The 25,524-nt window shown below is 65.2% G+C and carries 25 protein-coding genes, 1 tRNA gene and 2 pseudogenes; 11 read left to right on the forward strand and 17 right to left on the reverse strand.

Translation table 11 applies throughout. The features are described from left to right. Positions 1-111: 111 nt before the first annotated feature. A pseudogene (locus QA640_RS26560) lies at positions 112-260 on the forward strand (pantoate--beta-alanine ligase); the annotation flags it as partial. Positions 261-390: 130 nt separating this feature from the next. Here the strand turns inward: QA640_RS26560 and QA640_RS26565 are convergent. The 5 genes from QA640_RS26565 to QA640_RS26585 form a co-directional block, all read right to left on the reverse strand. Further along, positions 391-831, reverse strand: coding sequence for a DUF1489 domain-containing protein (locus QA640_RS26565; RefSeq protein WP_283035859.1), 441 nt, complete (start codon positions 829-831; stop codon positions 391-393). 42 nt (positions 832-873) lie between these two features. After that, positions 874-1,857, reverse strand: a complete 984-nt coding sequence (locus QA640_RS26570; protein WP_283035860.1) for a hypothetical protein — start codon at positions 1,855-1,857, stop codon at positions 874-876. 147 nt (positions 1,858-2,004) lie between these two features. Next, positions 2,005-2,208 carry a hypothetical protein gene (locus QA640_RS26575; protein ID WP_156944292.1) on the reverse strand — a complete coding sequence of 68 codons (204 nt, stop codon included), beginning with the start codon at positions 2,206-2,208 and terminating at the stop codon, positions 2,005-2,007. 202 nt (positions 2,209-2,410) lie between these two features. After that, complete coding sequence (locus QA640_RS26580) at positions 2,411-2,779, reverse strand: YidB family protein (protein WP_283035861.1); 369 nt, start codon at positions 2,777-2,779, stop codon at positions 2,411-2,413. 110 nt (positions 2,780-2,889) lie between these two features. Continuing rightward, positions 2,890-3,549, reverse strand: a complete 660-nt coding sequence (locus QA640_RS26585) for a glutathione S-transferase family protein (protein WP_283035862.1) — start codon at positions 3,547-3,549, stop codon at positions 2,890-2,892. A 124-nt stretch (positions 3,550-3,673) separates the two neighbouring features. Between QA640_RS26585 and QA640_RS26590 the strand changes: the two genes are divergently transcribed. Beyond that, a complete protein-coding gene (locus QA640_RS26590; RefSeq protein WP_283035863.1) occupies positions 3,674-4,390 on the forward strand; it encodes a DUF599 domain-containing protein in 717 nt (238 codons plus the stop codon). Positions 4,391-4,863: 473 nt separating this feature from the next. On the opposite strand, the gene QA640_RS26595 is transcribed toward QA640_RS26590, so the two are convergent. After that, complete coding sequence (locus QA640_RS26595; RefSeq protein ID WP_283042898.1) at positions 4,864-5,700, reverse strand: hypothetical protein; 837 nt, start codon at positions 5,698-5,700, stop codon at positions 4,864-4,866. A gap of 231 nt (positions 5,701-5,931) precedes the next feature. On the opposite strand from QA640_RS26595, the gene QA640_RS26600 reads away from it, so the two are divergent. Further along, the gene (locus QA640_RS26600; protein ID WP_283035864.1) at positions 5,932-7,263 is read left to right on the forward strand and encodes an IS1182 family transposase; all 1,332 of its coding nucleotides are present in this window, start codon (positions 5,932-5,934) and stop codon (positions 7,261-7,263) included. 302 nt (positions 7,264-7,565) lie between these two features. Here QA640_RS26600 and QA640_RS26605 read toward each other — a convergent pair whose 3' ends face one another. The 3 genes from QA640_RS26605 to mgtE all read right to left on the reverse strand — a co-directional run bounded on the left by QA640_RS26605 (position 7,566) and on the right by mgtE (position 10,269). Then, positions 7,566-8,384: an aldo/keto reductase gene (locus tag QA640_RS26605; RefSeq protein WP_283035865.1), complete on the reverse strand. Its 819-nt coding sequence runs from the start codon at positions 8,382-8,384 to the stop codon at positions 7,566-7,568. A gap of 114 nt (positions 8,385-8,498) precedes the next feature. Beyond that, positions 8,499-8,780: a helix-turn-helix domain-containing protein gene (locus QA640_RS26610; RefSeq protein ID WP_283035866.1), complete on the reverse strand. Its 282-nt coding sequence runs from the start codon at positions 8,778-8,780 to the stop codon at positions 8,499-8,501. Between the two features lie 67 nt (positions 8,781-8,847). Next, positions 8,848-10,269 (reverse strand): magnesium transporter, encoded by a 1,422-nt coding sequence (gene mgtE / locus QA640_RS26615; protein WP_283035867.1) that lies wholly within the window; start codon positions 10,267-10,269, stop codon positions 8,848-8,850. Positions 10,270-10,351: 82 nt separating this feature from the next. On the opposite strand from mgtE, the gene QA640_RS26620 reads away from it, so the two are divergent. Beyond that, the gene (locus QA640_RS26620) at positions 10,352-11,149 is read left to right on the forward strand and encodes a polysaccharide deacetylase family protein (RefSeq protein WP_283035868.1); all 798 of its coding nucleotides are present in this window, start codon (positions 10,352-10,354) and stop codon (positions 11,147-11,149) included. A gap of 184 nt (positions 11,150-11,333) precedes the next feature. Further along, the gene (locus QA640_RS26625; protein ID WP_283035869.1) at positions 11,334-12,572 is read left to right on the forward strand and encodes a polysaccharide deacetylase family protein; all 1,239 of its coding nucleotides are present in this window, start codon (positions 11,334-11,336) and stop codon (positions 12,570-12,572) included. Between the two features lie 14 nt (positions 12,573-12,586). On the opposite strand, the gene QA640_RS26630 is transcribed toward QA640_RS26625, so the two are convergent. Further along, complete coding sequence (locus QA640_RS26630; protein WP_283035870.1) at positions 12,587-12,961, reverse strand: hypothetical protein; 375 nt, start codon at positions 12,959-12,961, stop codon at positions 12,587-12,589. A 443-nt stretch (positions 12,962-13,404) separates the two neighbouring features. Between QA640_RS26630 and QA640_RS26635 the strand changes: the two genes are divergently transcribed. Next, positions 13,405-13,677, forward strand: a complete 273-nt coding sequence (locus QA640_RS26635) for a hypothetical protein (RefSeq protein WP_283042899.1) — start codon at positions 13,405-13,407, stop codon at positions 13,675-13,677. Between the two features lie 58 nt (positions 13,678-13,735). Here QA640_RS26635 and QA640_RS26640 read toward each other — a convergent pair. Continuing rightward, positions 13,736-13,820: transfer RNA gene (locus tag QA640_RS26640), tRNA-Leu, on the reverse strand. A gap of 137 nt (positions 13,821-13,957) precedes the next feature. Beyond that, complete coding sequence (locus QA640_RS26645; protein ID WP_283042900.1) at positions 13,958-14,200, reverse strand: FliM/FliN family flagellar motor switch protein; 243 nt, start codon at positions 14,198-14,200, stop codon at positions 13,958-13,960. A 68-nt stretch (positions 14,201-14,268) separates the two neighbouring features. On the opposite strand from QA640_RS26645, the gene lipB reads away from it, so the two are divergent. Further along, positions 14,269-15,006: a lipoyl(octanoyl) transferase LipB gene (gene lipB / locus QA640_RS26650; RefSeq protein WP_283035871.1), complete on the forward strand. Its 738-nt coding sequence runs from the start codon at positions 14,269-14,271 to the stop codon at positions 15,004-15,006. An 81-nt stretch (positions 15,007-15,087) separates the two neighbouring features. Further along, a pseudogene (locus QA640_RS48375) lies at positions 15,088-15,168 on the forward strand (DNA helicase); the annotation flags it as partial. Positions 15,169-15,357: 189 nt separating this feature from the next. Here QA640_RS48375 and QA640_RS26655 read toward each other — a convergent pair. After that, positions 15,358-15,786, reverse strand: a complete 429-nt coding sequence (locus tag QA640_RS26655) for a 4-oxalocrotonate tautomerase family protein (RefSeq protein ID WP_283035872.1) — start codon at positions 15,784-15,786, stop codon at positions 15,358-15,360. Between the two features lie 159 nt (positions 15,787-15,945). Between QA640_RS26655 and QA640_RS26660 the strand changes: the two genes are divergently transcribed. Continuing rightward, complete coding sequence (locus tag QA640_RS26660; RefSeq protein WP_283035873.1) at positions 15,946-17,463, forward strand: PAS domain-containing sensor histidine kinase; 1,518 nt, start codon at positions 15,946-15,948, stop codon at positions 17,461-17,463. A gap of 120 nt (positions 17,464-17,583) precedes the next feature. Here QA640_RS26660 and QA640_RS26665 read toward each other — a convergent pair whose 3' ends face one another. The 4 genes from QA640_RS26665 to QA640_RS26680 all read right to left on the reverse strand — a co-directional run bounded on the left by QA640_RS26665 (position 17,584) and on the right by QA640_RS26680 (position 22,225). Continuing rightward, positions 17,584-17,883, reverse strand: a complete 300-nt coding sequence (locus QA640_RS26665; protein ID WP_283035874.1) for an acylphosphatase — start codon at positions 17,881-17,883, stop codon at positions 17,584-17,586. Continuing rightward, a complete protein-coding gene (locus tag QA640_RS26670) occupies positions 17,880-18,746 on the reverse strand; it encodes an isocitrate lyase/PEP mutase family protein (RefSeq protein ID WP_283035875.1) in 867 nt (288 codons plus the stop codon). Before QA640_RS26670 ends, QA640_RS26665 begins: the two co-directional genes overlap by 4 nt. A gap of 204 nt (positions 18,747-18,950) precedes the next feature. After that, positions 18,951-20,966: an acetyl/propionyl/methylcrotonyl-CoA carboxylase subunit alpha gene (locus tag QA640_RS26675; protein ID WP_283035876.1), complete on the reverse strand. Its 2,016-nt coding sequence runs from the start codon at positions 20,964-20,966 to the stop codon at positions 18,951-18,953. Positions 20,967-21,154: 188 nt separating this feature from the next. Next, on the reverse strand, positions 21,155-22,225 hold the full coding sequence (locus tag QA640_RS26680) for a putative zinc-binding peptidase (protein WP_283035877.1): 1,071 nt from the start codon (positions 22,223-22,225) through the stop codon (positions 21,155-21,157). Positions 22,226-22,434: 209 nt separating this feature from the next. Here QA640_RS26680 and QA640_RS26685 point away from each other — a divergent pair, with 209 nt between their 5' ends. Together QA640_RS26685 and QA640_RS26690 are read left to right on the forward strand one after the other, a co-directional pair. After that, on the forward strand, positions 22,435-24,945 hold the full coding sequence (locus QA640_RS26685) for a PAS domain S-box protein (protein ID WP_283035878.1): 2,511 nt from the start codon (positions 22,435-22,437) through the stop codon (positions 24,943-24,945). Between the two features lie 129 nt (positions 24,946-25,074). Then, the gene (locus QA640_RS26690; protein WP_283035879.1) at positions 25,075-25,515 is read left to right on the forward strand and encodes an EamA family transporter; all 441 of its coding nucleotides are present in this window, start codon (positions 25,075-25,077) and stop codon (positions 25,513-25,515) included. Positions 25,516-25,524: the final 9 nt, after the last annotated feature.

Below are 25,524 nucleotides of genomic sequence, written 5' to 3' on the forward strand. Positions count from 1 at the left end.
CTCGAGACATTCTCCGACGCATCGGGTTGCATGGCCTCCACCCGTGCCGCTTGTTAACGTAAGCCCCCGGCCCTGCGGACCGCCCGCGCCAGCCGCATCATCTCAGGGATGATCGAAGAGGCCGGTTTTGCGCTCGACTATTTTGAAGCCCGCTATGCCGAGACGCTGGCGCCGGTCATCTCGCGCAAGGAGGGCGCTGTGCATTCTGGTGGCGGCGCGGCTCGGCACCACCTGGCCTGATCGACAATATCGCGGTTTAGGACGCCCAAAGCGCGATGAGATCGCGATGAATCGTCATCGCGCTTTAGGTTATGGTTCGAGCATGATCTCCGCCTTTGCCGCGGGGGAAAATCGCTTCAGACTTTTCCGGATCGTTGCTCCAGCGGCCATCTACAGCAAGCCGAGGTCGCGCAACTCGCGCCGCATCGGCTCAGGCATCGCCGCGATGGTTCCGGCGGCAGCCTTGCCGAGATCGGGCGGCACGGCATCGTCCGTCAGATAGCGCCAGCCCTGGAACGGCCGCATCGGCCGCGGCGACACCGCCGTCACCTTGGGCTGCATCACGATCCGGCAGCGACCGATGCCGTCCTTGTCGCGGAACGGCTCGATGCCGATGATCTTTTCGCGCGCGGCGATCTCGCCCTTGATCACCCAGTAGAGTGAGCCGCCCGAGAGGATCTCGTCGCCGCGCTTGGGCACCATGCGGGTGACGTGGACGTGGTGTTGCGGCAGGCCCTTCTTCTTGGCGGCCTGCATCCGTTCGGCGATCCACTCCTTCAATTCCTTGACGGAGTCGCAGCCGACGGCGAGCTTGATCAGATGTAGTGGCATGCCCCAGCATTAGCGGGCCGGCCGCGCATTTGGAATGCTCAACTAGTTGTTATCCGCAGCTGCGGGGGCCGGGGCCGGCGCCGGTGCAGGCTGGGCGACCGGCGCGATTTGAACCGGCGCAGGTACGCGCGCAGCCTTCGGAGCCGGCTGCTTCTTCGCCGCTGGCGAAGGCGCGGAGGCCTGCGCCGAGGTCGCAGCAGCAGGTGCGCGCGGTGCAGCCGGCGCTGCGGTGGTTCCGGACGGCGCCGAGCGTGCGGGCGGTTCCGGCGCCATGATGCTCACGGCCGGCGTCGATGCGGCACTCGGAAATTCGGCATTGGTCGGCTTGCCGGTCGGAACCGACGACGGCAGCCCGGCGATTGCGCCGGGCATCGGCGTTGGCGGCGCATTCCAGGTGGGGGCATAGCGCGCGACCAGCCCGTCATAGACATGGCCATCCATATTGGCGGCGATCTGTTGCTGATCCGTCAGCGAGCGGAACGCGGCGCAGTCGAATTGTGTGCAGCCTTCGCGGGCAACCAGCACCTGCGCGACGAGGCCATAGCGATCGCGCTCGATGGCGCGTCGCAACGCCTTGAGTTCCGGGGTCGGGCTCTTGCCGACAGCAGCGACATCGCCGAGCGCGGTCAGCCGACTGATCTGGGCCGCGGTGTAGGAAACCGCGGCGGCGACCGCTTCAGGCGAGCCGAACAGCGCCTTCTCGCAGGCGGCCAGAACGGTGTCGCCGGCCAGATCGTCGATGCAGGACAGCGCGGGCAGCGCGGCGGTCGTCACTGGCTGTGCGCGGGTTTCGCTCGCGGGACCTTCCGCACTAGGTCCGTAGGCGCGAATGGTCGCCGCACCTGCGATGCCGATCGCGAGCAGCGTGATGACGGTCAGCGCCCCGTTGGCGACCGATCGCTCGGCGCGCAGCAGCGTGATCAAAAGGATCAGGCCGAAGAAGCCGGCAGCCGCCAGCGTCAGCCACATCGGAAAGCCCGGCGAGCGCCAGATTTGGTCGAGCGAATTGGCCCATGCCCAGTTCATGCGCGACGTCCCCTCACGCGAGCCGAGATCAAATTCAGTGATGGTAACTGCCCGCGAAGCGGGAGCAGCCCGCTCACCATGTTGACTTGTACCGGGCCTTTTGACGGCGAGACGACATCCAATTCATCATCCCACCCTTGCGTACCGTCAGGACAGGGCGAGCTGGCTTTCCTTGGCAACCCGTTCGAAGGCTTCGGTCGAGCTCTTGATCCGATACTGACAATCGTCGCCTTCGGTCGGCAGCAGGCGGATGACCTCGTAGGTACCACTGGCAGCCGGGCGCGCGATATTGCTGGCCGTGAAAAGGACGCGCGCGCCCACGGGGAATTTGTGCTTCAACACCCTCTCCATCACTCAAACAACGCCTGCCGCGCCCACGTGTCCCGCTGCGGCGGCCGGCCGGAAACCCGGCGCGGTATATAGCACGCGGCCGGCCTTCTTGGCCAGCGCTATGCCACTGTGGCAAACGTATGATTTTGGTAATCCTTTCAGCACGATAGCGGTCAGAGCGCCCGCCAGTGATACCGTCCGGAATCGCGAATCGCCGACGGCCTCAGGCGCCGTGGGGCAGCTTTCCGTCGGGGCTCGCCTGATCCACGGCCTTGGGCAGCTCCTGGGCCAGGATCTGGCTGAGCTGGTCGACCGGGATGTTGTAGCGCGCGGCAAGCTGCCTGACCGTGTCGTTGCCGAGAACCTGGCGGAGCTGGTCGGCCGAGATCGGCAGGTTCTGACCGTTGCCAAGCCAGGACCTCACCTGATCACCGAACCCCGCCTGCTCGAGCTTGGCGACGATGGCGCCGAGCCCGCCCTGATTGTTGCTGCCGAGCACCTCATTCAGCACGGCAGGCAGCACCGCGGCGCCGAGCTGGCCGAGCGCGCTGCGGAACGCAGGGTTGTTTTCCAGCGAGTCCAGAATTCCCATGGCCAGTCCCTCCCCTTGCGCCAGATGCGCTGCTCCGGATGCGATTGAGCGCCGGCGCCCGGGCCGCCGTCAAGCCAGGCCCAATCACAATCCCGTCTGCGCGATCCCGTCTATGCGGTCTCGAACTTTTCGATGATGAGCGTTTCGGCGAGCGCGTCGCGCGTCCATTCCGCGAATGCGGGCTGCGCCAGCATCGTCTCCATATAGGTTTTCGACTGCGGCGTGACCTCGATCGCATAGGTGCGCAAGCGGTGCACGACGGGTGCGAACATCGCATCCGCCGCTCCAAACCGGCCGAACAGGAACGGCCCTCCGGCGCCGTAACGCTCGCGGCATTCCTGCCAGATCTGCTGCACGCGCGCGACGTTGGCTTGCGCATCCGCCGAGAGCGTCACGGGACGTATCGGGCGATGTATGTTCATGCCGCATTCGCTCCGCAGCGGCACAAAACCGGAATGCATCTCGGCGCACACCGAACGGGCATGCGCGCGCGCCGCGACGTCGTCCGGCCACAGCTTCACTTCCGGAAAGCGTTCGGCGATGTATTCGATGATACTGAGCGAATCCCACACCGTGACGTCGCCGTCGACCAGCACCGGCACCTTGCCGGCGCGGCTGAACGACATAATCCGCTGCTTGTCGGCGGGATTGTCGGTGTAGAGCGGGATCACGACCTCCTCGAACGGGATGTCGTTGGCGCGCAGCGCGAGCCAGGGCCGCATCGACCATGACGAGTAATTCTTGTTGCCGATCGCGAGCTTCAGCGCCATGAGACTGGTCCTTCCCAATGCTGGTCCATTAAGTCCGCTGCTTTTAACGCCATCGCTTGCACGCAATCAATCGTTGCCGCGGCCGAACATGCATGGCAATCCTGCCGGCAACGAGGGGATCACAATGAGCGGATACTGGGTCGACGTCGCCGCGGTCGGCTTCTTCGTGTTTGAATGGCTGGTCTACGGCATCACGCTGGAGCACTCGGCCTACGGCCGCGACAGCTTGTCGGCACGCATGAACCGCTACCGCGAAGTCTGGGTGCGCCGCCTGCTCGACCGCGAGGCGCGCATGGTCGACATGCAGATCATGGCCTCGCTCCAGAACGGCACCGCCTTCTTCGCCTCCACGAGCCTGTTCGCGATCGGCGGCGCGCTGGCGCTGCTGCGCGCGACCAATGATGCGCTCGTCATCCTGAGCAGCCTGCCGGTCGATCTCAGTCCCTCGCCCGCGCTGTGGGAGCTGAAATGCGTCGGCCTTGTCTTGATCTGCGTCTACGCCTTCTTCAAGTTCGCCTGGGCCTATCGCCTGTTCAACTATGTCGCGATCCTGTTCGGCAGCATGCCGCCGGCTTCCCAGCGCGATACGAGAGAGGCCGAAGCCCATGTGATCCGCACCACGCGCCTGTTCGAGGCCGCCGGGCGTCACTTCAATCGCGGCCAGCGCGCCTTCTTCTTCGCGCTCGGCTATCTCGGCTGGTTCGTCAGCCCCTGGGTGTTGTTCGTGACGACGGCCGCAGTGGTGATCGTGACGTGGCGGCGGCAATTTGCATCCAGCGCGTGGGCCGCGATGGCGCCGGAGACTGTCGGAGACAAGGATGCGCTCAAGCGTCCTCTCTAATCTTTAAGGACGCCCCTCGCCACCCCATCATTGCGAGCGTAACGTCGCGCGCGGACGGCTGCCGGCAGCAAATTTGAAAAACAACCCCATGCAAAGGAGTCGGGGACGGCCGACGATGCCCTTCGTATTTTACGAAATTATTTGACACGTCGGGCAAATCAGGTGTAAAAGACGATCATGGCGCGATGTGCAGGGCAGCCATTTGCGCCCGTGCGAAGTAGGCCCAGCTCAGCGAACTACCCGGGTCAGCTGCTTTCGACGCTTGTGCTTTTCACAAGCCCCTCAGCTGAGAGTCCAGCTTGATAAGCGACGCGGCGCGGTCTTAACGCGTTGCGCCTGAGTGACGCGGAACAGCGAGCACTTTTGGATGGCGGGTCGCTGTTCGAGACGAATCCCGTCACTTGAGGCGTTTGGTTGCGATCCGATCGGCCGGTTGAACCACGGAGAGATGGAGTTGTCGCGCGCCGACAAAATTACGGCGCTCCAAAATCCTTCGGCGTGAAGGTGAGGTCCAACACCTTCCACTCCTCGTACTTGTCGGCCGGCAGCATGGTGTAGGGCTGGCAGGCCTGCAGCGCGGCCTTGGCGGCCTGCATCAGGGCAAGGCCCTTGGCGGGCGATGCGCTGGCTTCGATCAGCGCGGGGACGGTGGCGAGCTGGCCGTCGGTCGTCATGAAGGTGCGCATCTTGATGTGCACGTTGTCGGACGGCGCGATCGTATCAGGCAGCTTTGCGCAACTTCGCAGGTGACGGCGGAATTCGGCGATGACGCTGGCCGGAAGCTTGGCCGCCTCGGAATCCGCCGCGCCGCCCGCATTGTCCTTGGAGGCGTCCTTCGGCGAAGGCGACAATTCAGCCGGCAGCCCCAGCATCACACCGTATTTGATGGTGACGTCGGGCTCCGGCGGCGTGTAGCTCGGCGCCTGGGGCGTGGGTTGTGGCGGAGGCCGCGCATTCGCCTCGCGCTTGGCCGGCGCCGGCTGCGGTGAAGGCTGCGGCCGGGGCGAGGCCTGTGGCGCCGGCTGTGGCGATGGCTGCTGTGCTGGTTGCGGCTGTGGAGGTGACGGCGGCGCTGACACCTCCGCCTTGTCCTTCGCGGTCAGTTCGGGCAGCGAAAGCTGCGGCGACGGAGTCGGCTCGGGCACCTTCTGCTTCAGCTCCTCCGGCGTGACGATGTCGACGGCGACCGTGTCGCTCAGCGGGGCTTGGAACGGATGCACCTCGCTGATCAGGACGATCAGCGCAACCAGCGTCAGGTGCATGACGGCTGAGGCCGCAATGTCCGTCCGTATGATCCGCTGCCAATCCATGGCCCAACTTCGGTTGTCACCCATGGTCCTAACCTTACTGTGTCACTAACCCTCATGGTGAGGAGCGCGAAGCGCGTCTCGAACCATGAGGCCCCGCCTGTGGCCCACATCCTTCGAGACGCTTGCTTCGCAAGCTCCTCAGAGGCTGTGAATCTTTTTGACTGCTCGCAAGCGGTATAGCCGAAAGCTGGTGCTGTGTGATTCTCTTGCGGTGATGGATTCGCAGGAGGGATGATGGCCGCTGATGAATTGTTTGGGGATCTGCCGGAGCAGGCAAAGCCGCAAGCCGGTGCGGCGCCGCTCGCAGCGCCGCGACTTCGTGAGCCCCAACGCGATCAAATCGAGTTGCGAGCAGTGGATATCGAGAGCCTGATCGGGGAAGACCATCCGGTGCGCCTGATCTGGTCCTATGTCGAGGAACTCGACCTGAGTGAGCTGGAGAACCGGATCAAGGCGCGGGGCGATCGGCCCGGTCACCCCGCGACATCGCCGCGGCTTTTGCTGGCGCTGTGGCTCTATGCCACCAGCGAGGGCGTCGGCAGCGCGCGCGCGTTGGAGCGGCTTTGCGAGAGCCATGACGCCTATCGTTGGCTGTGTGGCGGGGTGTCGGTGAACCATCACACGCTGGCGGACTTCCGGGTCGGTTGCGCCGACCTGCTCGACCGGCTGCTTTGCGAGCATTTGGCGGTGCTGGCGAAGGTCGGCCTCGTCAATCTGGAAACGCTGGCGCAGGACGGTGTTCGGGTCCGGGCCAGCGCCGGGGCCGCTTCGTTCCGGCGGGAGGCGACGCTCGATCGGCACCTGGCCTTGGCTGAGGCGGTGGTGGAAGACCTCAAACGCGAGGTTGACGCTCGTTCGGATGCTAGCAATCAGCGCATGAAGGCCGCCAAGGAGCGCGCCGCGCGTGAGCGCAGAGCGCGCGTCAAAGCGGCGCAGACGGCGCTCGCCGAAATCAAGCAGCAGCGCAAGGAGCGCGAAGAAAAGCGCGGCAACGGCAAGAAGCCGAAAGAGCCGCGGGCCTCCACGACGGACGCCGACGCACGGGTCATGAAGATGGCCGACGGCGGCTTCCGCCCCGCCTACAACGTGCAGGTGACGAGTGCCGCCGGCCAGCCGATCGTCGTTGACATCAAGGTCTGCAACACCGGGTCCGACCGCGGCCTGATGCGGCCCATGCTGGAGCGGCAGCGCGCGCGTCCTGGCGGGTTGCCCAAGGACCATCTCGTCGATGGCGGCTTTGGCAGTGCCGAGGACATCGAGTGGGCGCACGCCGAGGGCATCGATATCTTTTGCCCGCCCACTCAATCCAAGCACGGCACCGATCCCCATCTACCGCGACGCGGCGACGGCCCGGGGGTGTTGGCCTGGCGTGCGCGCATGGCGAGCGAAGAGGGCAAGGCCCGATACAAGCCCCGGTCGATTTGCGAGTGCATACATGCCCGCTGGCGCAACTGGGACCTGCGCCAATTGACCGTGCGCGGCCTCGAAAAGGTCCGCGCCGTCGTGCTCTGGTACGCCCTCGCCAACAACATCCTGCAAGGCAACCGCCTCGCTAGCGCATAGAGGAGCGTTCATCGACATCCCCCAACCTCGCCACAGCCGCCCAGCCCACGCGTTGCCACGACGAGGAACTGCCACATCCTTCGATGACCACGCAAAACGAGAAAGATTGGCAAGCTCTCAGGATGAGGAGTTAGAGCGTTTATGACGCAGTAAGGCTAAAGCGCGATGAGATTGGGATGAATCGTCATCGCGCTTTGGGTAGTTGTTCGAGCCTGATCTCCGCGCAAACACTTCGCGTTTGTCGCGAGGGAAAACCGCTTCGCGCTTTTCCGGATCATGCTCTAGCATATGGGCGCGGCTCCTCAATCCCATTTCGGCGCAAAGCCGAAATCGGTCAGCCGGCCCCTAGGGCTGGCGAGGGCGGCAATCTGGCTCATCTCTTCGGCCGACAATTCGAAATCGAAGATCTCGATATTTTCCGACAGGCGTTCGACGCGGGACGTGCGCGGGATCGCGACGACGTTCTGCTGCACCAGCCAGCGCAGGCAAACCTGCGCGGCCGTCTTCCGATGGGCCCGTCCGATCTTGCCCAGCGTCTCGTCGCCCTTAACGCGCCCCTTGGCGATCGGGCTGTAGGCGACGAGCGCAAGGCCGTGCTGCTCGCAGGCCGCCCTCACCTTGGTCTGATCGAGATAGGGATGAAATTCGACCTGATCGCAGACCAGCGGCTCGGGACAGGCGGCGACCGCCTCTTCGATCAGCGCCACCGTGAAGTTGGAGACGCCGATATTCCGCGTCAGCCCGAGCCGCTTGGCATGCGCCAGCGCGCCGAGCGTCTCGCTAAGCGGCACGTGCGGATTGGGCCAGTGCAGCAGCAACAGATCGACCGACGGCAGCCGCAGCTTGACCAGGCTCTCCTTGACCGAGCGCTCGAGATCGTGAGGCGCGAAATGATTGGTCCAGACCTTCGTGGTGATGAAGACGTCGTCGCGGCGCACACCGGAGGCGCGAACACCGTCGCCGACCTCGCGCTCATTGTCGTAGACCTGCGCTGTATCGACATGGCGGTAGCCGAGCCGCAGCGCCTGCTCCACCACGCGCGCGCAGGTTCGGCCGCTCAGCTCCCAGGTCCCGAGCCCGAGCGCCGGAATGCTTGCACCATTGGCCTCGACGAACAGCATGAGGAATCCTCTCGCTCGCCCCGGTCGAATTATGGACCCCGCGCACGCAGCTGCCAACCGAGGCAACCGGCGATACCGAGGTGAGCTCAACCGGCCCTTGGCAACAACTTATTCTCAGACCTTGGCGAGCGCCTGGAACACCGTGTCGGGCGCATGCGCGATCACCGCGAGCAGCGCCCGTGCAGGTCCGCGCGGCGCGCGCTTACCCTGCTCCCAGTTGCGGATGGTCTCGACGGGCACGCCGAGTTTTGCGGCGAACTCCATCTGGGTGAGACAGGCGCGGCGGCGCAGGTCACGCACGGCAAGCGGGCCGGTTTCGTGCTGGAGTGGAAACTCCTGCCCGTCCCGCAACTCGACGATCCGTCCGTCCGCTTTCAGCCGCAACCGCATGTTCATCCCCAAGCACGGCAATCATGGGTGAAGCGGCTTAAGTTCGGATTAACGATAGCCCCGCGGGCGCGGCCTATTTCAGCCCGAACCACAAGGTCGCAATGCCGAGGAAGGAGAAGAAGCCGACGACGTCGGTCACCGTCGTGACGAAAGTGCCGGAGGCGACCGCGGGATCGGCCCGCACCCGCTCGAGCCCCATCGGGATCAGAATGCCGCCGAGCGCGCCAGCGACGAGGTTGCAGATGATCGCAAGCCCGATGACCATGCCGAGGCCCGGGATCTTGAACCAGGCCACCGCGGCAATACCCGTGATCACCGCAAAGGCGAGGCCATTGACGAGACCGACGAAGATCTCGCGCATCACCACGCGCCAGGCATTGGAGGAGCCGAGCTCGCGGGTGGCGAGCGCCCGCACCGCGACCGTCATGGTCTGGGTCGCGGCGTTGCCGCCCTGGCTCGCCACGATCGGCGCCAGCACGGCGAGCGCCACCATCTTTTCGAGCTGGCCCTCGAACAGGCCTAGCACGGAAGAGGCGAGGAAGGCGGTGGCGAGATTGACCAGGAGCCAGTTGAATCGGGCGCGTGCAATGGTCAGCACGCTGTCGGACAGTTCCTCGTCGCTGGTGACGCCGCCGAGCGCCTTGAGGTCCTCGTCCGCCTCCTCTTCGATAACGTCGACGACGTCGTCGACGGTGACGACGCCGACCAGGCGATCCTGGGTATCGACGACGGGCGCGGCAACCAGATTGTACTTGCCGAACATGCGCGCCACTTCCTCCTGGTCCTCCAGGACGGAGACGCGGCGGCGATCCTCGTCGCAGAGGTCCGTGAGCGGCACCGGGCGGCGGGCGCGCAGGAGCACGTCGAGCGGAACAGCGCCCTGCCAGTGCTGGTCCTTGTCGACGACGTAGATCTCGTAGAAGCGGTCCGGCAGATCGGGCGTCTCGCGCATGTAGTCGATCGCCTGGCCCACGGTGAAATCCTGGGGCACCGCGATGAACTTGGTCTGCATCCGCCGGCCAGCGGAGTTTTCCGGATAAAGCAGGCTGCGCTCGAGCGCGACGCGCTCGGGCAGCGGCAGCTTCTCCAGGATCTCCTCCTGATCCGCCTCATCGAGGGTCTCGAGCAGCTCGACGGCGTCGTCGGATTCGAGCTCGCGGACACCCTCGGCGACCGTCTCCGGCGGCAGCTCCTCGAGGATCTCATCGCGTACGGCTTCGTCGACCTCGTTCAGGGCAGAGAAGTCGAAATCGCGCCCCGTCAGCTCGACAAGCCGGACGCGGTCATCGGGCTCGAGGGCCGCGATGAGGTCGCCAAGGTCCGCCTCGTGCAGTTCCGCGACGATGGCCCGCAGTGGTGCGCTGTCTGAGGCTTCGATGGCCCGTGCGATCTCCGCGACGAATTCGTGACGAATTTCGCCATCTTCGTTGCGCATGGGAACATGGTCGAGGACCGAGGCCTCAGCGGATGCGGCAACGTCCATTTGTTCGTCCATGGCGCGCCTCGCCGTTTGACAGGATGGATCAATTGGTCTGAGCTGGAGTTCAGGCAATAGTCACAAGGCAACATCGAGCGCAATGACAAAGATGTGTCTGCACCAATGGCCCCTGCTCGCCGCCGCGACGGCGATGCTTGCCGGCATCACGGCGGCGAATGCTGCCGACTGCCCGCGCCATGATGCGCTCGGCACCGCGCGCGTGCTCGGCGTCGATGCCAAGATCTATCCGCGGGTCGGGCTGAAGAGCTTTCCGCAGACCCTGCCGCTCGCCGACCATGAGGTCGTGCTGACCTTCGATGACGGCCCCCGGCCTCCCCACACGCAGAAGGTGCTGGCGGCGCTGGCGCACGAGTGCGTGCGCGCCACTTTCTTCCTGGTCGGCCAATCGTCGGCGGAGTCTCCGGCGCTGGTCAAGCGGATCGCTGCTGAGGGCCACACGGTGGCTCATCACAGCTGGTCGCATCCAATGTCGTCGAAGATCTCGTTCGAACGAGCAAAAGAGGATATCGACCGCGGGATCGAGGCCGACGAGAAGGCGCTCAACGGCGTGGCGACCCGCACGCCATCGACGCCGTTCTTTCGTTTTCCCTATTTCGACTCGACGCCCGCGACGCTCGATCTCCTGCAATCGCGCGGGATTGCCGTGTTCGGGGCAGACCTTTGGGCCAGTGACTGGGAGGACATAACCCCGGAACAGGAATTGAAGAAGGTCACGGAGCGGCTCGAGACCGCCAAGAAGGGTATCATCCTGTTGCACGACGCGCAGGCGCGAACCGCGGCCATGATGCCCGCCTTCCTGCGCTACTTGCACGACAATGGCTACCACGTCGTTCACATTGTTCCAGCGGCGGCCCAAAAGAGCGCCGATGCGCATTGATGCCGGAATGTCACGGCGGCCCAAAATGGGGTGATCGCGGGGCAATTAAGCCTCCGTTCATGCTAGGCCATGCAAAAATGGGCTGTGGGCCGCGCCTGAACCGTTTCAGGCAGGCTCCGACCAATGTTCGGAGCGCGTGGATTTTTCCTTAAGTCGCGGACCGCGTACGAGGGCAGACGGAGAAATGATCGGTCGTCAAGTTTCCAGCCGGACGCGGCCATGGATCGTCTGCCTCGGACTTTTGGCCGCTGCCCCCGCCGCTGCGCTCGGGGCCGACTGTCCCGGCCATCCCGACGCGCTCGGCACCTCGCGCACGATCGTGGTCGACCCCCGCGAACATCCGCGCATCGGCACGATGCAGTACCGGGAAACACTGCCGCTCAGGGACCACGAGGTGGTCCTCACCTTCGACGACGGGCCGCTGCCGAAATACTCGAACCAGGTGCTCCAGATCCTGGCCAATGAGTGCATCAAGGCAACCTTCTTCACGATCGGCAAGCAGGCCCAGGCAAACCCTGAAGGCGTGCGCAAGCTGGTCGCCGCCGGCCACACCGTCGGCACGCATAGCTTTAGTCATCCGCTCACCTTCGAGAAGATGCCGATCGAGAAGGCGCAGGCCGAGATCGATGCCGGCATCGCCTCGGTCACCGCGGCGATGACCGATCCATCCGCGCTCGCCCCCTTCTTCCGCATTCCCGGCCTGCTCCGCGCCGAGGGCGTGGAGAACCTGCTCGCCTCGCGCGGCATCCAGGTCTGGAGCGCCGATTTTCCGGCCGACGACTGGCGGCATGTCTCGCCCGAGCGCGTCTACCAGCTTGCCATCCAGCGGCTGGAGGCCAAGGGCAAGGGCATCCTGCTCCTGCACGACATCCAGCCACGCACGGTCGCGGCGCTGCCCAAGATCATCCGCGAGTTGAAGGCGCGCGGCTATCGCATCGTGCACGTAGTCCCCGCCACTGCCGACCGACCGGCGACGCCGACCGAGCCGGTCGAGTGGCTGCTGCATCGGCCGAGCGAGAACGTGGCCGCAGTGCGCTGGCCGGCGATTCCGAGCTTCGTCTTCGCACGGAGCGAAACATTGCGGACCCCGCTGCTGTCGGATCTGAATGCCGAGCTGCCGAGCCAGGCGACCGTGTCGCACTGGGGCGTCGCGAAGGCCGGCGCGGAAAGCCTGCCCGTTCCGAGCCGGGACCTTTTCGAGATCAAGGAAGGCTCGCTCGAGGTGCTGCTGGCCACGACGGCTTCGCGTCATGTCGCGACGCGGCTGGCGCACGCCAACGCCGCCGATGCGATCTCGTCAAGGGGTGCAAGGACTCGCGGCCGGGCCGCGGCGGTCGCCGCGCATGGTGGCAAGCATGGGCAGACCATGGCAAGCGCGGCGCGCCCGACAAAGCTCGCGAGCCTGAAGAAGCGGCAGCAGTAAGTCTTACACGTCGCCTACTGTCGCATGATGGCGGCGACGCACAGCAGCACGATCAGCGCCAGGAAGAACAGGTCCATATAGGACTTGAGCTCGCCGTCGCGGCGCAGCCGCGCCACGTCGATGACGATCTGCTTGCGCGCATTGGTTCCGCCGCTGCCGTCATTGATCGGCGCCTGCAGGCGCCGCGTCTCGCCTTCCAGCTTCTCGATCTTCTGATAAAAATAGAACGCGCGCAGCGTCGAGGCCGCACGCATGCCGGTGTAGACCAGCACGAGAATCGCGAGGATCGCGCGGTTCGGGTACTTCTCCATGAAGTTCAGGCTGAAATAGACCATCGCCAGGAACGCGAAGTTGGTCACGAAGCGATAGACGAAGCTTAGAAAGACCATGCTGGCTCCAGCGAAGGGCGGCGCGACCGTGCGACGTTGCGAATTGCAGAGAAGTTGAGGCAAGCCGGAACGGCCGGCCTGGAACGCGGTGGGTGCTGGTCTACGCCAACATTGCGTTGCCAAGATTAAGAGTGCCCGCGCGGGCGCTGGCCGGGGAGGCGCGAGTGCGCCTTTTAGCTGCGCTTGGCCATAATGCAAGAGAGCGCAAGGCGGCTTGCCGCGAAGCCGCGCGCCGACGATGGCGGTCGCATCGACCCAATGGAGATTCAGCAGAAGTCGCGTTACACTACGTTTGCCACCATACTTTGCCAAAGCGCGATCCGATCAAGATCAATCGTCATCGCGCCTGGGGTTGTTGTTTGAGCATGATCTCCGTGCAAACGCGTTCCGCGTTTGTCGCGAGGGAAAACCGCTTCACACTTTTCCGGATGACGCTCTAGATGATGTGGGGTCTGCCGATGCCGAAGAAGGGAATCACGGGCCACGACGAATGGGTGCTCACCGAGGCGCTGGCAACCGCGCTGGTCGCGCTGGAGCAGCTCGCGCCAAAGCACCAGCCCCGCGCGCATATGGACGACATCCGCAAGATACTCGCCAGCGGCAAGGAGCCGGCGACCGTCAGCCTGCACCTCGCCCAAGCCAAATGCCGCCTGTTCCCCGACATCGATCCGCTCGAGATCTACAAGGAGTATGGGGTCGGCGACGAATATGGCTGAGCACCGCCTGAAGGCCCGTGCCAGCTCCCAATGGTCTTAGAAACTGGGAAACAAGGGTTGGTGCGCTCGGAGGGACTCGAACCCCCACTCGGTTAAGAACTGCCACCTCAAGGCAGCGCGTCTACCAGTTCCGCCACGAGCGCTTTAAGAAGCCGGCTTTGGGCTCGCGCCGGCCGGATCAACCGGCGCCGATCTAACAAATCCATCAGGGGGGTACAAGCCTGCAGAGGCCGCAAATTCCACAAGCTTCTGAGGAAAGTTTCGCCCCTCGCCCGGCCGGTCACCGGGTCCCGGGCGAGCGCGGCAGCATCTGCTTGACCTCGACCGCGATCCGGTTGCGGTCGACCAGCACGACGCCACTGGCCACCGGCAGATTATTGGCCAAAACCTTGACCTCGTCGGCCTCGGTTGCGTCCAGTTCGATGATGGCGCCGCGGGAAAGACGTAATACCTGATGGATCGGCATGGTTGTCGTCCCGAGGACGACCATGAGATCCACGGAGACTTTATCGAGAGTGGGCACGTCAGCACCGCCGCAACTAGAGACTTTCGCATTTGCGCCTGCGATGATCACCACGTTATGGTTAGCCAATGGTTAACGGGCCCGAAAACAACCGCCAAGACCTCGATTTGACGCCGTTTTCCGCCTCCTCGGGCCAGCCCGTGGAGTGGCGGATCTCGGACGCCCCGGTGCCCTATCCCGAGGCTGTGGCGGCCATGGAGGCACGGGTTGCGGCGATTGCCGCCGGCGAAGCGCCGGAACTGGTGTGGCTCCTGGAGCACCCCCCGCTCTATACCTCCGGCACCTCCGCCAAGGCCTCCGACCTGCTCGATCCGCGCTTTCCCGCCTTCGCCGCGGGGCGCGGCGGGCAAGTGACCTATCACGGGCCCGGCCAGCGGGTGGCCTATGTGATGCTCGACCTCAAGCGCCGCCGGCCGGACGTTCGGGCCTATGTCGCGAGCCTGGAGGAATTGATCCTGCGCACGCTCGATGCCTTCAACGTCCGCGGCGAGCGGCGCGAGGACCGGGTCGGCGTCTGGGTGAAGCGGCCGGACAAGGGACCGGGCCATGAGGACAAGATTGCCGCGATCGGCGTGCGGCTGAGGCGCTGGGTGTCGTTCCACGGCATCGCCATCAACGTCGAGCCGGACCTGTCGCATTTCTCGGGGATCGTGCCTTGCGGCGTCGTCGATCCCCGCTACGGCGTCACCTCGCTGGTCGACCTCGGCCACCTCGTCACGATGACCGACGTCGACGTCGCGCTGCGGCAGGCTTTTGAGGAGCTGTTCGGGCCGACCGCGGCGCTGCTGCCGGAGGCAACCGTTTAGGCGGCTGCGCGCTGCACCGGCCGCGCTTGTTCTCCGCAAGCGACGATTCAGCTATGCTTGATTGCGGTGCCGCCCACGCCTCCGAACCCGCTGGACCTGATGCTGTTCGACAAGACGTGCTTCCTGAACAATGCCGAAGTTCAATTCCGGGCGGCGGGCTGAAGATCCCGGTTCAGGTCGCGGGTGAGCCGTTCACCCGCGACCCTGGTGTGCGAAACAAGCGCTAAAGCGCGATGGGATTGAGATGAATCCTCATCGCGCTTGAGGTTATTGTTTGAGCATGATCTCCGCGCAAACGCGTTCCGCGTTGGTCGCGAGGGAAAACCGTTTCACACTTTTCCGGATCATGCTCTAAGCCGCCACACGGTCCGGCGCGACCGCGAGCTTGCCCGCGATGTAGCGGCGCTCCTGGGTGAGGCCGCCGAAGCCGTAGGCATCGCCCCTCACCTCGTCAACATGCAGGTACGTCTCGTGGTGCAGCGGGCCCAAAATCTCGGCCATGCGCTCGAACATCGCGGCGAGATAGGCGGCCTTCTCGTCCTTTGTGCTGGTGCCCTCGGAGACATGGATGTCGATCCAGTAGCTTGCGAGCTGCTGCTCGGCGAGCGACTTGTCGCCGGCGAACCAGTCGTTGGCGTCGACCGATTTCACGATGATGGCCGTGACCTTGGGATCCTTGTGCAGGACCTTTGCGGTGAGCTCGGACACGGCATTCGCGATGTCGGCCTTGAGCGAGGGCGACTGGCGGGAGGTCGCATAGGACACGGCGATCAGGGGCATGGGAATTCTCCTTGAAAAGTTCGGCGCAGCTGTCGCCTGCAAGGGTCGCCTGAGCGTCTCTGCTCTTGCATACTGTTCCCGACGTCTGCCTAAAAAGAGCTCAGGCGGCGGAACAAAGGTCGGCGCGAGGCGTTTGTCCCCGTCGAGGCGGGGTCCAGAATGGCGCAAAAGTTCAAACAGCAGAGAGACTTGTTCGATAGCGAACGTAGTTTCAGGCTGTTGGTTGAGGGGGTTGCGGACTACGCCCTCTATATGCTCGACCCCACCGGCATCATCACCAGCTGGAACATCGGCGGTCAGCGCATCAAGGGCTATTCGCCCGAGGAGATCGTCGGCCAGCATTTCTCGCGCTTCTACACCGAAATCGACCGCGCCAACGGCAAGCCCGCGCGCGCGCTGAGAATCGCACGGGAACAGGGCCGCTACGAGGAGGAAGGCTGGCGCGTCCGCAAGGACGGTACCTTCTTCTGGGCGAGCGTCGTGATCGATCCGATCTACGAGGACGGCAATCTCATCGGCTTTGCAAAGATCACCCGCGACATCACCGAACGCCGCAATGCCCAGCTCAAGCTCGAGGCGATGCAGAAGCAGCTCGCAGAGTCCCAGAAGTTCGACGCGCTCGGCCAGCTCACTGGCGGCGTCGCGCATGACTTCAACAACCTGCTGATGATCATCAGCGGCAGCCTTCACGTTCTCAAACGGGGCACCGAGCAGGACGCCAAGCGGGAGCGTGCGATTTCTGCAATCGATACGGCCACGAAGCGCGGCGCCGCGCTGACGGCCCAGCTGCTGACCTTTGCCCGGCGGCAGAGCGTCAATCCCCAAGCGATCCATTTCGGCGAGCGGATCAAGGCCATCCGCGAGGTCCTCCATGCCGGCGTCGGCAGCCCCGTGCGGCTCACCTTCGACATCGACCGCGATATCTGGCCGATCAGGGCCGACGTGTCCGAGCTCGAGACGGCGCTACTCAACCTCGTGATCAATGCGCGCGACGCGATGCCCGACGGCGGCACCGTGACGATCGGCGCGCACAACGTGGTGCTGTCCGAACCGCTCCTCGTCGGCGAGTTCGTGGCCATCAAAGTTGCCGACACCGGCCTCGGCATGCCCTCCGACGTGCTCGATAAGATCTTCGAGCCGTTCTTCACGACCAAGCCGGTCGGCAAGGGCACCGGGCTCGGCCTGTCGCAGGTGCACGGCTTTGCCCACCAGGCCGGCGGCACCGTGAAGGTGGACAGCGAGCTCGGCAGGGGCACGACATTCACCATTCTTCTGCCGCGCGAGATGAGTGAACCACAACGCGAAGCGGCCATCGCGCCCTCGCGCGGCAGCGGAACCGTGCTGCTGGTCGAGGACAATCCGGACGTCGCCCTGGTCAGCACCGGGCTGCTGGAGCAACTTGGCTATCGCGTGCGCCGCGTGGCGGATGCCGAGGAGGCGCTGCGCGAGGTCGAGCAAGACGGCGTCGATTTCGTGTTCTCCGACATCGTGATGCCCGGCAAGATGGATGGCCTCACCCTCGCCCATCGTCTGCGCCAGATTCGCCCCGGCCTGCCGATCCTGCTCGCGACCGGCTACAGCGACGCCGCCGCCGACGTACGCGGCGATTTTCCGATCCTGCGCAAGCCCTACGAGATCCACGAGCTCAGCGACGCCATCGCCAAGCTGCCGCGGTGACTTCTTTTCACCTTGCCCCGCTTGCGAGGAGAAGTCGTCGATCGCGAAGCGATTCGTCAACGTCCTCGTCCCCAGCCCTCTCCCCGTAGGACGACGTAAGAAAAGGGCGAGGGAGCACACCTACACGGTCGGCAGCACCGAGAACGCCTCCCCTGCCCGCCGCAGGTTCAAGTCGTCCTCGTCCGCGGTCTCGCTGGTGACGTCGTCAACGCGCGAGGACGGCGGACCGTGCCGGCACAACGCCACCATTTCGGCGACGCGGGTCGGCGCTCCCGCAAACAGCGCCTCCACGCTGCCGTCGCGCCGGTTGCGCACCCAGCCTTCCAGCCCGCTCGCGCTCGCCTGGTATTCGACCCAGGCGCGATAGCCGACGCCCTGCACGCGGCCGCGGATCATGACCTGGAGGATGGCCCGGGTCATTGCTTCAACCCGAGCAAATCGGCGCTGCGCGCTTTCACGTCGGCCTCGCGCGTGATGCGGCCCGTCAGCTCTGGCGATGCGAGACCTCTGAGGTTTTTCGGCGGTGTCCCCTCGCGCAGCGCCTTCAGCGTGTCGTAGACCGCCTGCGTTGCCGCAGCGATCGGCGCGTGGCCTTGCAGCGCGATGCGGATGCGCTGGCCGGCGAGATAGTCGAGAGCGTTCACTTCGTCCGGCGCACCGCCCAGCACGATCGGCAGGCGCGTCGCCGTTGCGATCGCCTCGAGCTCGGCGCGCGACTTGATGCCGGTGAAGAACAGCGCGTCGACGCCGGTTGCCTCATAGGCCTGCGCACGCTTGATGGTGTCCTCGAGCGAGGTGATCGCGGCAGCACCCGTGCGGCCCATGATGACGAGCGAGGAATCGCTGCGGCCATCGAGCGCCGCCTTCATCTTGCCGACGCCCTCTTCCAGAGAGATGAGCTGCGTCTTCGCCTCGCCAAAGGCCGGCGGCAGCAGCGTGTCCTCGATGGTGAGGCCGGCGCAGCCCGCTGCCTCCAGCTCCTGCACCGTGCGGCGGACGTTGAGGGCGTTGCCATAGCCGTGATCGGCGTCCACCAGCACCGGCAGCGCGGAGGCCCGCGACATTCGCCGCATCTGCTCGGCAAGTTCCGTGAGCGTGATCAGCGCGATGTCGGGATCGCCGAGAACGGCGAGCGAGGCCACCGAGCCGCCGAACATGCCAAGGGGAAAGCCGAGATCCTCGGCGATGCGGATCGAGATCGCGTCATAGACCGAGCCGGGGCGGACGCAGCCCTGCCCCGCGAGGATCGATCGCAGTTTTTCGCGGCGGGAACGAAAGGCCATGGTGCTGTCTCAACTGTTGCGACGCCGCTGCAACATACTCCGTCATTGCGAGCGAAGCGAAGCAATCCAGAATGCCGTCCCCTCATCCTGGGGAGCGCGGAACGCGCGTCTCGAAGGATGGAGGCCCGGCTCTCGGCCTCGCCCTTCGAGACGCGCGCTGAGAGCGCGCTCCTCAGGTGAGGGTCTAGCGCCTTTACCGGGCCGCTATGCAAACTCCAGGATCAGCGCGTCCACCGCCAGCGTGGCGCCGGCGCTGGCGTGGATCTTCTTCACCGTGCCGTCGCGCTCGGCGCGCAGCACGTTCTGCATCTTCATGGCTTCGACGACCGCAAGCGTCTCGCCGGCCTTGACCTCCTGCCCTTCAGCGACGGTGATCGAGACGACGAGCCCGGGCATCGGACAGAGCAGCTTCTTGCCGGTGTCGGAGGCCGTGGTCACCGGCATCAGCCGCGCGGAAGATGCTTCCGTCTCGGTCCAGACATAGACCGGTACCTCGACGCCCTGATGGGCGAGCCGAACACCGTTCGGAATGGGACGCACCTGCACGGCGATGAAGTGGCCGTCGATCGTGCCCTGCCAGACCGGCTCGCCCGGCTTCCACGGCGACTCCAGGAGGTGGGCGCTCCCTGCCTTGCCCTCGGCATCGAGGAAACGCACCGCGATCGCCTCGCCTTCGCGCGCGATCTCGAGTGCGATGTCCTCGCGGTTGAGCCACACCGCGCGGCGGCGCTCGCGCTGCACGACGCGGCCGCCGAGCTGGCCGGAAATCTGCCGCTTGCGCTCTCCGAGCACGTGATCGATGGCGGCGCCGACGGCGGCGATCCGCCGCGCGACCTCGCCTTCAGGCGCGCGCGCCGAAAAACCCTTTGGAAACTCCTCGGCGATGAAGCCGGTCGACAACCGCCCTTCGCGCCAGCGCGGATGGTTCATCAGCGCGGAGAGGAAGGGAATGTTGTGACGGATGCCGTCGACATAGAACGCATCGAGCGCGGTCGCCTGCGCCTCGATGGCGGCGGCGCGCGAGGGCGCATGGGTGACGAGCTTGGCGATCATCGGATCGTAGTGGATCGAGATCTCGCCGCCCTCCTGCACGCCGGTGTCGTTGCGCACCGTGATGCCGTCCTTACTGAGCTCCGCCGGCGGGCGGTATTTCACGAGCCTCCCGATCGAGGGCAGGAAGTTGCGGAAGGGGTCTTCGGCGTAGAGACGCGATTCCACCGCCCATCCCGTGAGCGCAACGTCCTTCTGCGCGATGGCAAGCTTTTCCCCGGCGGCCACCCGGATCATCTGCTCGACGAGATCGATCCCGGTGACGAGCTCGGTCACGGGGTGCTCGACCTGGAGGCGGGTGTTCATCTCCAGGAAGTAGAAACTCTTGTCCTGGCCCGCGACGAATTCGACGGTGCCGGCGGAATCATAATTCACCGCCTTCGCCAGCGCGACCGCCTGCTCGCCCATCTTGCGGCGGGTGGTCTCGTCGAGCAGCGGCGACGGCGCCTCCTCGATGACCTTCTGGTTGCGGCGCTGGATCGAGCACTCGCGCTCGCCGAGATGGATGACGTTGCCGTGCTTGTCGCCCAGCACCTGGATCTCGATGTGGCGGGGATCGACGATGAATTTTTCGACGAACACTCGATCGTCGCCGAACGAGGCCTTGGCTTCGGCTTTGGCCAGATTGAAGCCTTCGGCGACCTCGCTCTTGGAATGCGCGATGCGCATGCCCTTGCCACCGCCGCCGGCGGACGCCTTGATCATCACGGGATAGCCGATCTCGTCGGCAATGCGCACCGCGTGCTTGTCGTCCTCGATGACGCCGAGATAGCCGGGCACGGTCGAGACTTTTGCCTTGGCGGCCGCCTTCTTGGATTCGATCTTGTCGCCCATCGCCGCGATCGCGCCGGGGTTCGGGCCGATGAACACGATGCCGGCCGCCTCCAGAGCGCGCGGAAACGCCTCGCGCTCGGACAGGAAGCCGTAGCCGGGATGCACTGCCTGCGCGCCCGTCTTGCGGCAGGCCTCGACGATCTTCTCGATCACCAGGTAGCTCTCCGCGGCGGCCGGTGGACCCATCAGGACCGCCTCGTCGGCCATCTCGACATGCAGGGCATCGCGATCGGCCTCGGAATAAACCGCGACCGTCTCAATTCCCATCCGGCGGGCAGTCTTGATGACCCGGCAGGCGATTTCGCCGCGATTGGCGATCAGAATGCGCTTGAACATGCTTTTCTTGGTTGTTCGACCTTGGGCGGGACCCCTCCCTCGCCCGTTCGGGCCGATGGGACGGGCCGTGATGTGTCCGTGGTACAGCAAAATGGGCCGGAGGCAACGGTCTAAATCCGCACTCCGCCTGGCGTGCCAGCGACACCGGCCGGCCTTATCGCCATGCCAAAGCCTGCCTTATCGATCCCCTATGGACTGCCGGCTTTGGCCGCGCCCCGCACCAGTTCGTGGACAAAGCCCAGCTTCCCGATCACCGCCGGTGACAGGATGAAGGGATAGAGGTCGCGGGCGCCCATCGCCCGGTTGACGCTGTTGATGGCGAAGGTGAAGGGCAGCCATGCGTTGACGAGCTTCTCGACATCAGCCGCCGCATAGGGGTTGAAGCGAATCCGCGCCGTCAGCTCGCCGTCCCGATCGATCCTGGGACGCACCTCCATGCCGAACTCGGCGGCCATCTCCAGGGTGTCGACGATGTGGAGGTAGTGCGCCCAGGTCTCTGCGAAATCCTCCCAAGGATGCGTGGCCGCATAGGCGGAGACATAGTTCTGCTGCCAGTCGGCCGGCGGCCCTTCCGCATAATGGCGCTGGAGCGCCTGCCTATAGTCGACCTGTTCGTCGCCGAACATCGCGCGGAATTCGTCGAGCTTGCCGCCATCCCGCACCAGCACGTCCCAAAAATAGTGCCCGACCTCGTGGCGGAAATGCCCGAGCAGCGTCCGGTATGGCTCGCCCATCTCGAGCCTGCGCCGCTCACGCTCGATGTCGTTGGCTTCCGTCAGCGCAATCGTGATCAGGCCGTTGTCATGGCCGGTCATGATCAGCTGGCCGCTGAAGGGATCATCGGCAAGGAAGTTGAAGATCAGCCCGTGCGCGGGATCCTCTGCCCGCGTCGTCAGCGGCAGCTTCCAGCGCAGAATCGAATAGAATAGCCGGTGTTTGGCCACCTCGAGTTCGCGCCAGCCGGCGAGCTGCGCTGGATCGGACAGGTCGGGCACCGTGCCGTTGTGCCGACAGGCGCGACAGTAGAGATCGCTGCTGCCGGGCTCGGTCAGCCAGTTGCAGGCGTCAAACTCGGCATTGGCGCACAGCATGCGGCCCCTGCCCTTGTCGGCGAGCGTCGTCCAGGCCGTCCCGTCAGGCTCGATCGCGGAGAGCATCTCCTTCTCGGGGAGGAAGGCAACCCGGTGGCCGCAGCGTTCGCAGGCGCGGTTCTCGAAATAGAGGACGTTGCTGCAAGCCTGGCAGACAAATAGCTTCAAGGTCCAACCTCTTTCTTCAATGAGAACGCAACGCCCGCGACGACGCCTCCGCATCACGATCGTTCCTCTTCCCGGAACAAATTGCCAGACCAGCACGTTGCCGGCGTGGCCCGCATTGCCCCGAAGGCGGGCCGTCGCATCTTGCACGGTCGACCAAAGCGGCCGGGCGGGCACGTCTTTGTGTGTTCTCTCCGTCCGGAACAATAGCCATGGCGCCGCGACTATGTGAGTATGGCGCCGGCACGCACACGCCTGACCACCGGCCCGACGCCTTGAACGATCCTTTGCCCGAAACCATCGCCGCCGAAAGGCTGCGCCAGCATCTGGAGGAGATCGCCCGCGAGCGCGACAACGCCTATCGCGCCTTGCAGGAGCGCGAGGCCGAGCTTGCGCGCATCCAGCGCATTGCCGGCGTCGGCGGCCTTGAGATCGATTTCCGCCGCGGCGTCAGGAATCGCCGCACCCCCGAATATCTGCTGATCCACGGCCTGGCGCCGGAGGCGGCCAGCGAGACCTACGAAGACTGGGTCGGTCGCATCCACCCGGACGACCGCGAGCGGACGGTCCAGCACCTCTTCGGCATTCTCAAGAGCGAGAGCGAAGATTATTCCGACACCTACCGCATCAATCGCCCCAGCGACGGCGAGGTGCGCTGGATCCGCGTCGTCGGCAAGATCGAGCGCGATGCGAGCGGCCGCGCGGTGCGGCTGGTCGGCGCCGACCTCGACGTCACCGACCAGATGCTGGCGCAGGCGACGTTACGGGAGAGTGAGGAACGCTTCCGCCTGATCGCCGACAGCGCCCCGGTGCCGATCTGGGTCACCAAGCTCGACCGCAAGCGCTCCTTCGCCAACCGGGCCTATGTCGACTTCCTCGGCCTGCCCTTCGAGGAGGCGATCGATTTCGACTGGCGCAAGGTGCTGCACCCGGACGACCTGCCCCAGGTGCTGCAGCAATCCGTGCAGGGCGAAGCCTCGCTAAAGCCCTTCGTACTGGAAGCGCGCTACAGGCGCGCCGACGGCCAGTGGCGCTGGCTGCGCTCTGAATCCCAGCCGCGCTGGGACCCCAACGGCAAGCATATCGGCTTCATCGGCGTCGCCCACGACATCACCGCCGCCAAGCAAGCCGAGATCGAGCTCAGGCAGCTCAACGAAACGCTGGAAGAGCGCATCACCGAGCGCACCGCACAGCTCGAAGCCAACGAGGCCCGGCTGCGCGCGATCCTGGAAACCAGCAACCAGTACCAGGGCCTGCTCAACCTCGAAGGCGACGTGCTCTACGCCAATACGACGGCGCTCGCCGGCATCCGCGCCGCGCCGCGAGACGTCATCGGAAAGCCGTTCTGGGACACGCCGTGGTTCGCCGCGACCGAAGGCATGTCCAGGATGGTCCGCAACGCCTTCGATACGGTCCTGACGGGCGAAGCGGTGCGGATGGAGATGCTGCTCCGCCTCCCCATCGGCGAGCGTTGGTTCGATTTCAGCATCCGCCCCCTGCTCGACCAGCACGGCAAGATCTCCGGCGCCGTGCCCGAAGCCGTCGACATCACCGAGCGGCGCCGCGGCGAGGAGGCGCTGCGGCAGTCGCAGAAGATGGAGGCGATCGGCCAGCTCACCGGCGGCGTCGCGCATGATTTCAACAACCTCCTCACCATCATCCGCTCGGCCACCGATTTTTTGCGCCGGCGCGAGCTGCCAGAGGAACGGCGGCGGCGCTACGTCGATGCGATCTCCGAGACGGTCGAGCGCGCCTCGAACCTGACGGCACAGCTGCTGGCCTTTGCACGGCGGCAGCCCTTGAAGCCGCAGGTCTTCAACGTCGGCACGCAGGTCGACAGTGTGGCGCAACTGGTGCGGCCGCTGGTCGGCGGCCGCATCGAGATTGCGGTCGACGTGCACGATCCCGACTGCTTCACCATCGCCGACATCGCGCAGTTCGAGACCGCGCTGATCAACCTCGCGATCAACGCACGCGATGCGATGAAGGACGAGGGCCGCCTGACCATCGCGGTCCGCAAGCTCAAGGGCATCCCTGCCTTGCGCACGCAATCGGCCCGCAGCGGCGATTTCGTCGCGATCTCGGTCCACGACACCGGCTCGGGCATCGCGCAAGAGAATCTCGAGGCGATCTTCGAGCCGTTCTTCACAACAAAGGAGGTCGGCAAGGGCACCGGACTCGGCCTCAGCCAGGCCTTCGGCTTCGCAAAGCAGTCCGAAGGCGACATCGCGGTCGAGAGCCGCGTCGGACACGGCGCGACCTTCACGATCTATCTGCCGCAGGCGCCGAGCCCCACCCTGACCGCGGAAGCAGTATCGCTGTTGAGCGAGCCCGCTACCACGGGGCGTGGCTACCGCGTGCTGGTGGTCGAGGACAATGACGACGTCGGCCGCTTCTCCACAGAGCTGCTCGAAGACCTCGGCTACGTCGTGCGCCGTGTCGCCAACGCCAACGCCGCGCTGGCGATCCTCGGCGAGAACGAATTCGCCGTCGATCTCGTGTTCTCCGACGTCATCATGCCCGGCATGAACGGCGTCGAGCTCGCCGGCGTGATCCGCGAGCGCTATCCGGGCCTGCCGGTGGTGCTCACCTCCGGCTACAGCAACGTGCTCGCCGAAAGCGCCCATCGCGGCTTCGAGCTGATCCAGAAGCCGTATTCAGTCGAATCCCTGTCACGCATCCTGCGCAAGGCGATGGCGGAAAAGCTGCCGGTGGCGCGGTGAGCACACTTCGTCATTGCCAGCGCAGCGAAGCAGTCCAGATTGCCTCCGCGGGAAGGATTCCAGATTGCTTCGTCGCTGCGCTCCTCGCAATGACGGTGCTAGCGCGCCGTCCCAACCCGTAGGTCTTCGATGAAATCCACCCTCCTCTCCGCCTGGCAGACCTGGGCGTTGCTCTCCGCCTGCTTTGCCGCGCTGACCGCGATATTCGCCAAGGTTGGCGTGGAGAACATCAACCCGGATCTTGCGACCTTCATCCGCACCATCGTGGTGCTGCTGGCTTTCTCAGTGCTGTTGTTCGGTACCGGCCAATTCGCGGTGCCGTCGGCAATCTCGTCAAGAACCTGGCTGTTCCTGATCCTGTCTGGCCTCGCCACCGGGGCATCCTGGCTGTGCTATTTCCGCGCGCTGAAGCTCGGGCCGGCGACGCTGGTGGCACCGATCGACAAGCTCAGCGTCGTGCTGGTGGCGCTGTTCGCGTTCGCCTTTCTCGGCGAGCGTCCGAGCGCCCAGGGCTGGCTCGGCATCGCCATGATCGGCGCCGGCGCAGTGCTGCTGGCGGTGAAGCTGTAAGATACTGAT

This window comes from Bradyrhizobium sp. CB82 (assembly GCF_029714405.1).
Classification (GTDB): domain Bacteria; phylum Pseudomonadota; class Alphaproteobacteria; order Rhizobiales; family Xanthobacteraceae; genus Bradyrhizobium.

Excerpts from the sequence above, each read along its gene's own strand:
- QA640_RS26565 (WP_283035859.1), bottom strand. The coding sequence starts at position 831 with ATGCCACTACATCTGATCAAGCTCGCCGTCGGCTGCGACTCCGTCAAG.
- QA640_RS26570 (WP_283035860.1), bottom strand. The coding sequence starts at position 1,857 with ATGAACTGGGCATGGGCCAATTCGCTCGACCAAATCTGGCGCTCGCCG.
- QA640_RS26575 (WP_156944292.1), bottom strand. The coding sequence starts at position 2,208 with ATGGAGAGGGTGTTGAAGCACAAATTCCCCGTGGGCGCGCGCGTCCTT.
- QA640_RS26580 (WP_283035861.1), bottom strand. The coding sequence starts at position 2,779 with ATGGGAATTCTGGACTCGCTGGAAAACAACCCTGCGTTCCGCAGCGCG.
- QA640_RS26585 (WP_283035862.1), bottom strand. The coding sequence starts at position 3,549 with ATGGCGCTGAAGCTCGCGATCGGCAACAAGAATTACTCGTCATGGTCG.
- QA640_RS26590 (WP_283035863.1), top strand. The coding sequence starts at position 3,674 with ATGAGCGGATACTGGGTCGACGTCGCCGCGGTCGGCTTCTTCGTGTTT.
- QA640_RS26595 (WP_283042898.1), bottom strand. The coding sequence starts at position 5,700 with ATGGATTGGCAGCGGATCATACGGACGGACATTGCGGCCTCAGCCGTC.
- QA640_RS26600 (WP_283035864.1), top strand. The coding sequence starts at position 5,932 with ATGATGGCCGCTGATGAATTGTTTGGGGATCTGCCGGAGCAGGCAAAG.
- QA640_RS26605 (WP_283035865.1), bottom strand. The coding sequence starts at position 8,384 with ATGCTGTTCGTCGAGGCCAATGGTGCAAGCATTCCGGCGCTCGGGCTC.
- QA640_RS26610 (WP_283035866.1), bottom strand. The coding sequence starts at position 8,780 with ATGAACATGCGGTTGCGGCTGAAAGCGGACGGACGGATCGTCGAGTTG.
- mgtE (WP_283035867.1), bottom strand. The coding sequence starts at position 10,269 with ATGGACGAACAAATGGACGTTGCCGCATCCGCTGAGGCCTCGGTCCTC.
- QA640_RS26620 (WP_283035868.1), top strand. The coding sequence starts at position 10,352 with ATGACAAAGATGTGTCTGCACCAATGGCCCCTGCTCGCCGCCGCGACG.
- QA640_RS26625 (WP_283035869.1), top strand. The coding sequence starts at position 11,334 with ATGATCGGTCGTCAAGTTTCCAGCCGGACGCGGCCATGGATCGTCTGC.
- QA640_RS26630 (WP_283035870.1), bottom strand. The coding sequence starts at position 12,961 with ATGGTCTTTCTAAGCTTCGTCTATCGCTTCGTGACCAACTTCGCGTTC.
- QA640_RS26635 (WP_283042899.1), top strand. The coding sequence starts at position 13,405 with ATGTGGGGTCTGCCGATGCCGAAGAAGGGAATCACGGGCCACGACGAA.
- lipB (WP_283035871.1), top strand. The coding sequence starts at position 14,269 with ATGGTTAACGGGCCCGAAAACAACCGCCAAGACCTCGATTTGACGCCG.
- QA640_RS26655 (WP_283035872.1), bottom strand. The coding sequence starts at position 15,786 with ATGCCCCTGATCGCCGTGTCCTATGCGACCTCCCGCCAGTCGCCCTCG.
- QA640_RS26660 (WP_283035873.1), top strand. The coding sequence starts at position 15,946 with ATGGCGCAAAAGTTCAAACAGCAGAGAGACTTGTTCGATAGCGAACGT.
- QA640_RS26665 (WP_283035874.1), bottom strand. The coding sequence starts at position 17,883 with ATGACCCGGGCCATCCTCCAGGTCATGATCCGCGGCCGCGTGCAGGGC.
- QA640_RS26670 (WP_283035875.1), bottom strand. The coding sequence starts at position 18,746 with ATGGCCTTTCGTTCCCGCCGCGAAAAACTGCGATCGATCCTCGCGGGG.
- QA640_RS26675 (WP_283035876.1), bottom strand. The coding sequence starts at position 20,966 with ATGTTCAAGCGCATTCTGATCGCCAATCGCGGCGAAATCGCCTGCCGG.
- QA640_RS26685 (WP_283035878.1), top strand. The coding sequence starts at position 22,435 with ATGGCGCCGCGACTATGTGAGTATGGCGCCGGCACGCACACGCCTGAC.
- QA640_RS26690 (WP_283035879.1), top strand. The coding sequence starts at position 25,075 with ATGAAATCCACCCTCCTCTCCGCCTGGCAGACCTGGGCGTTGCTCTCC.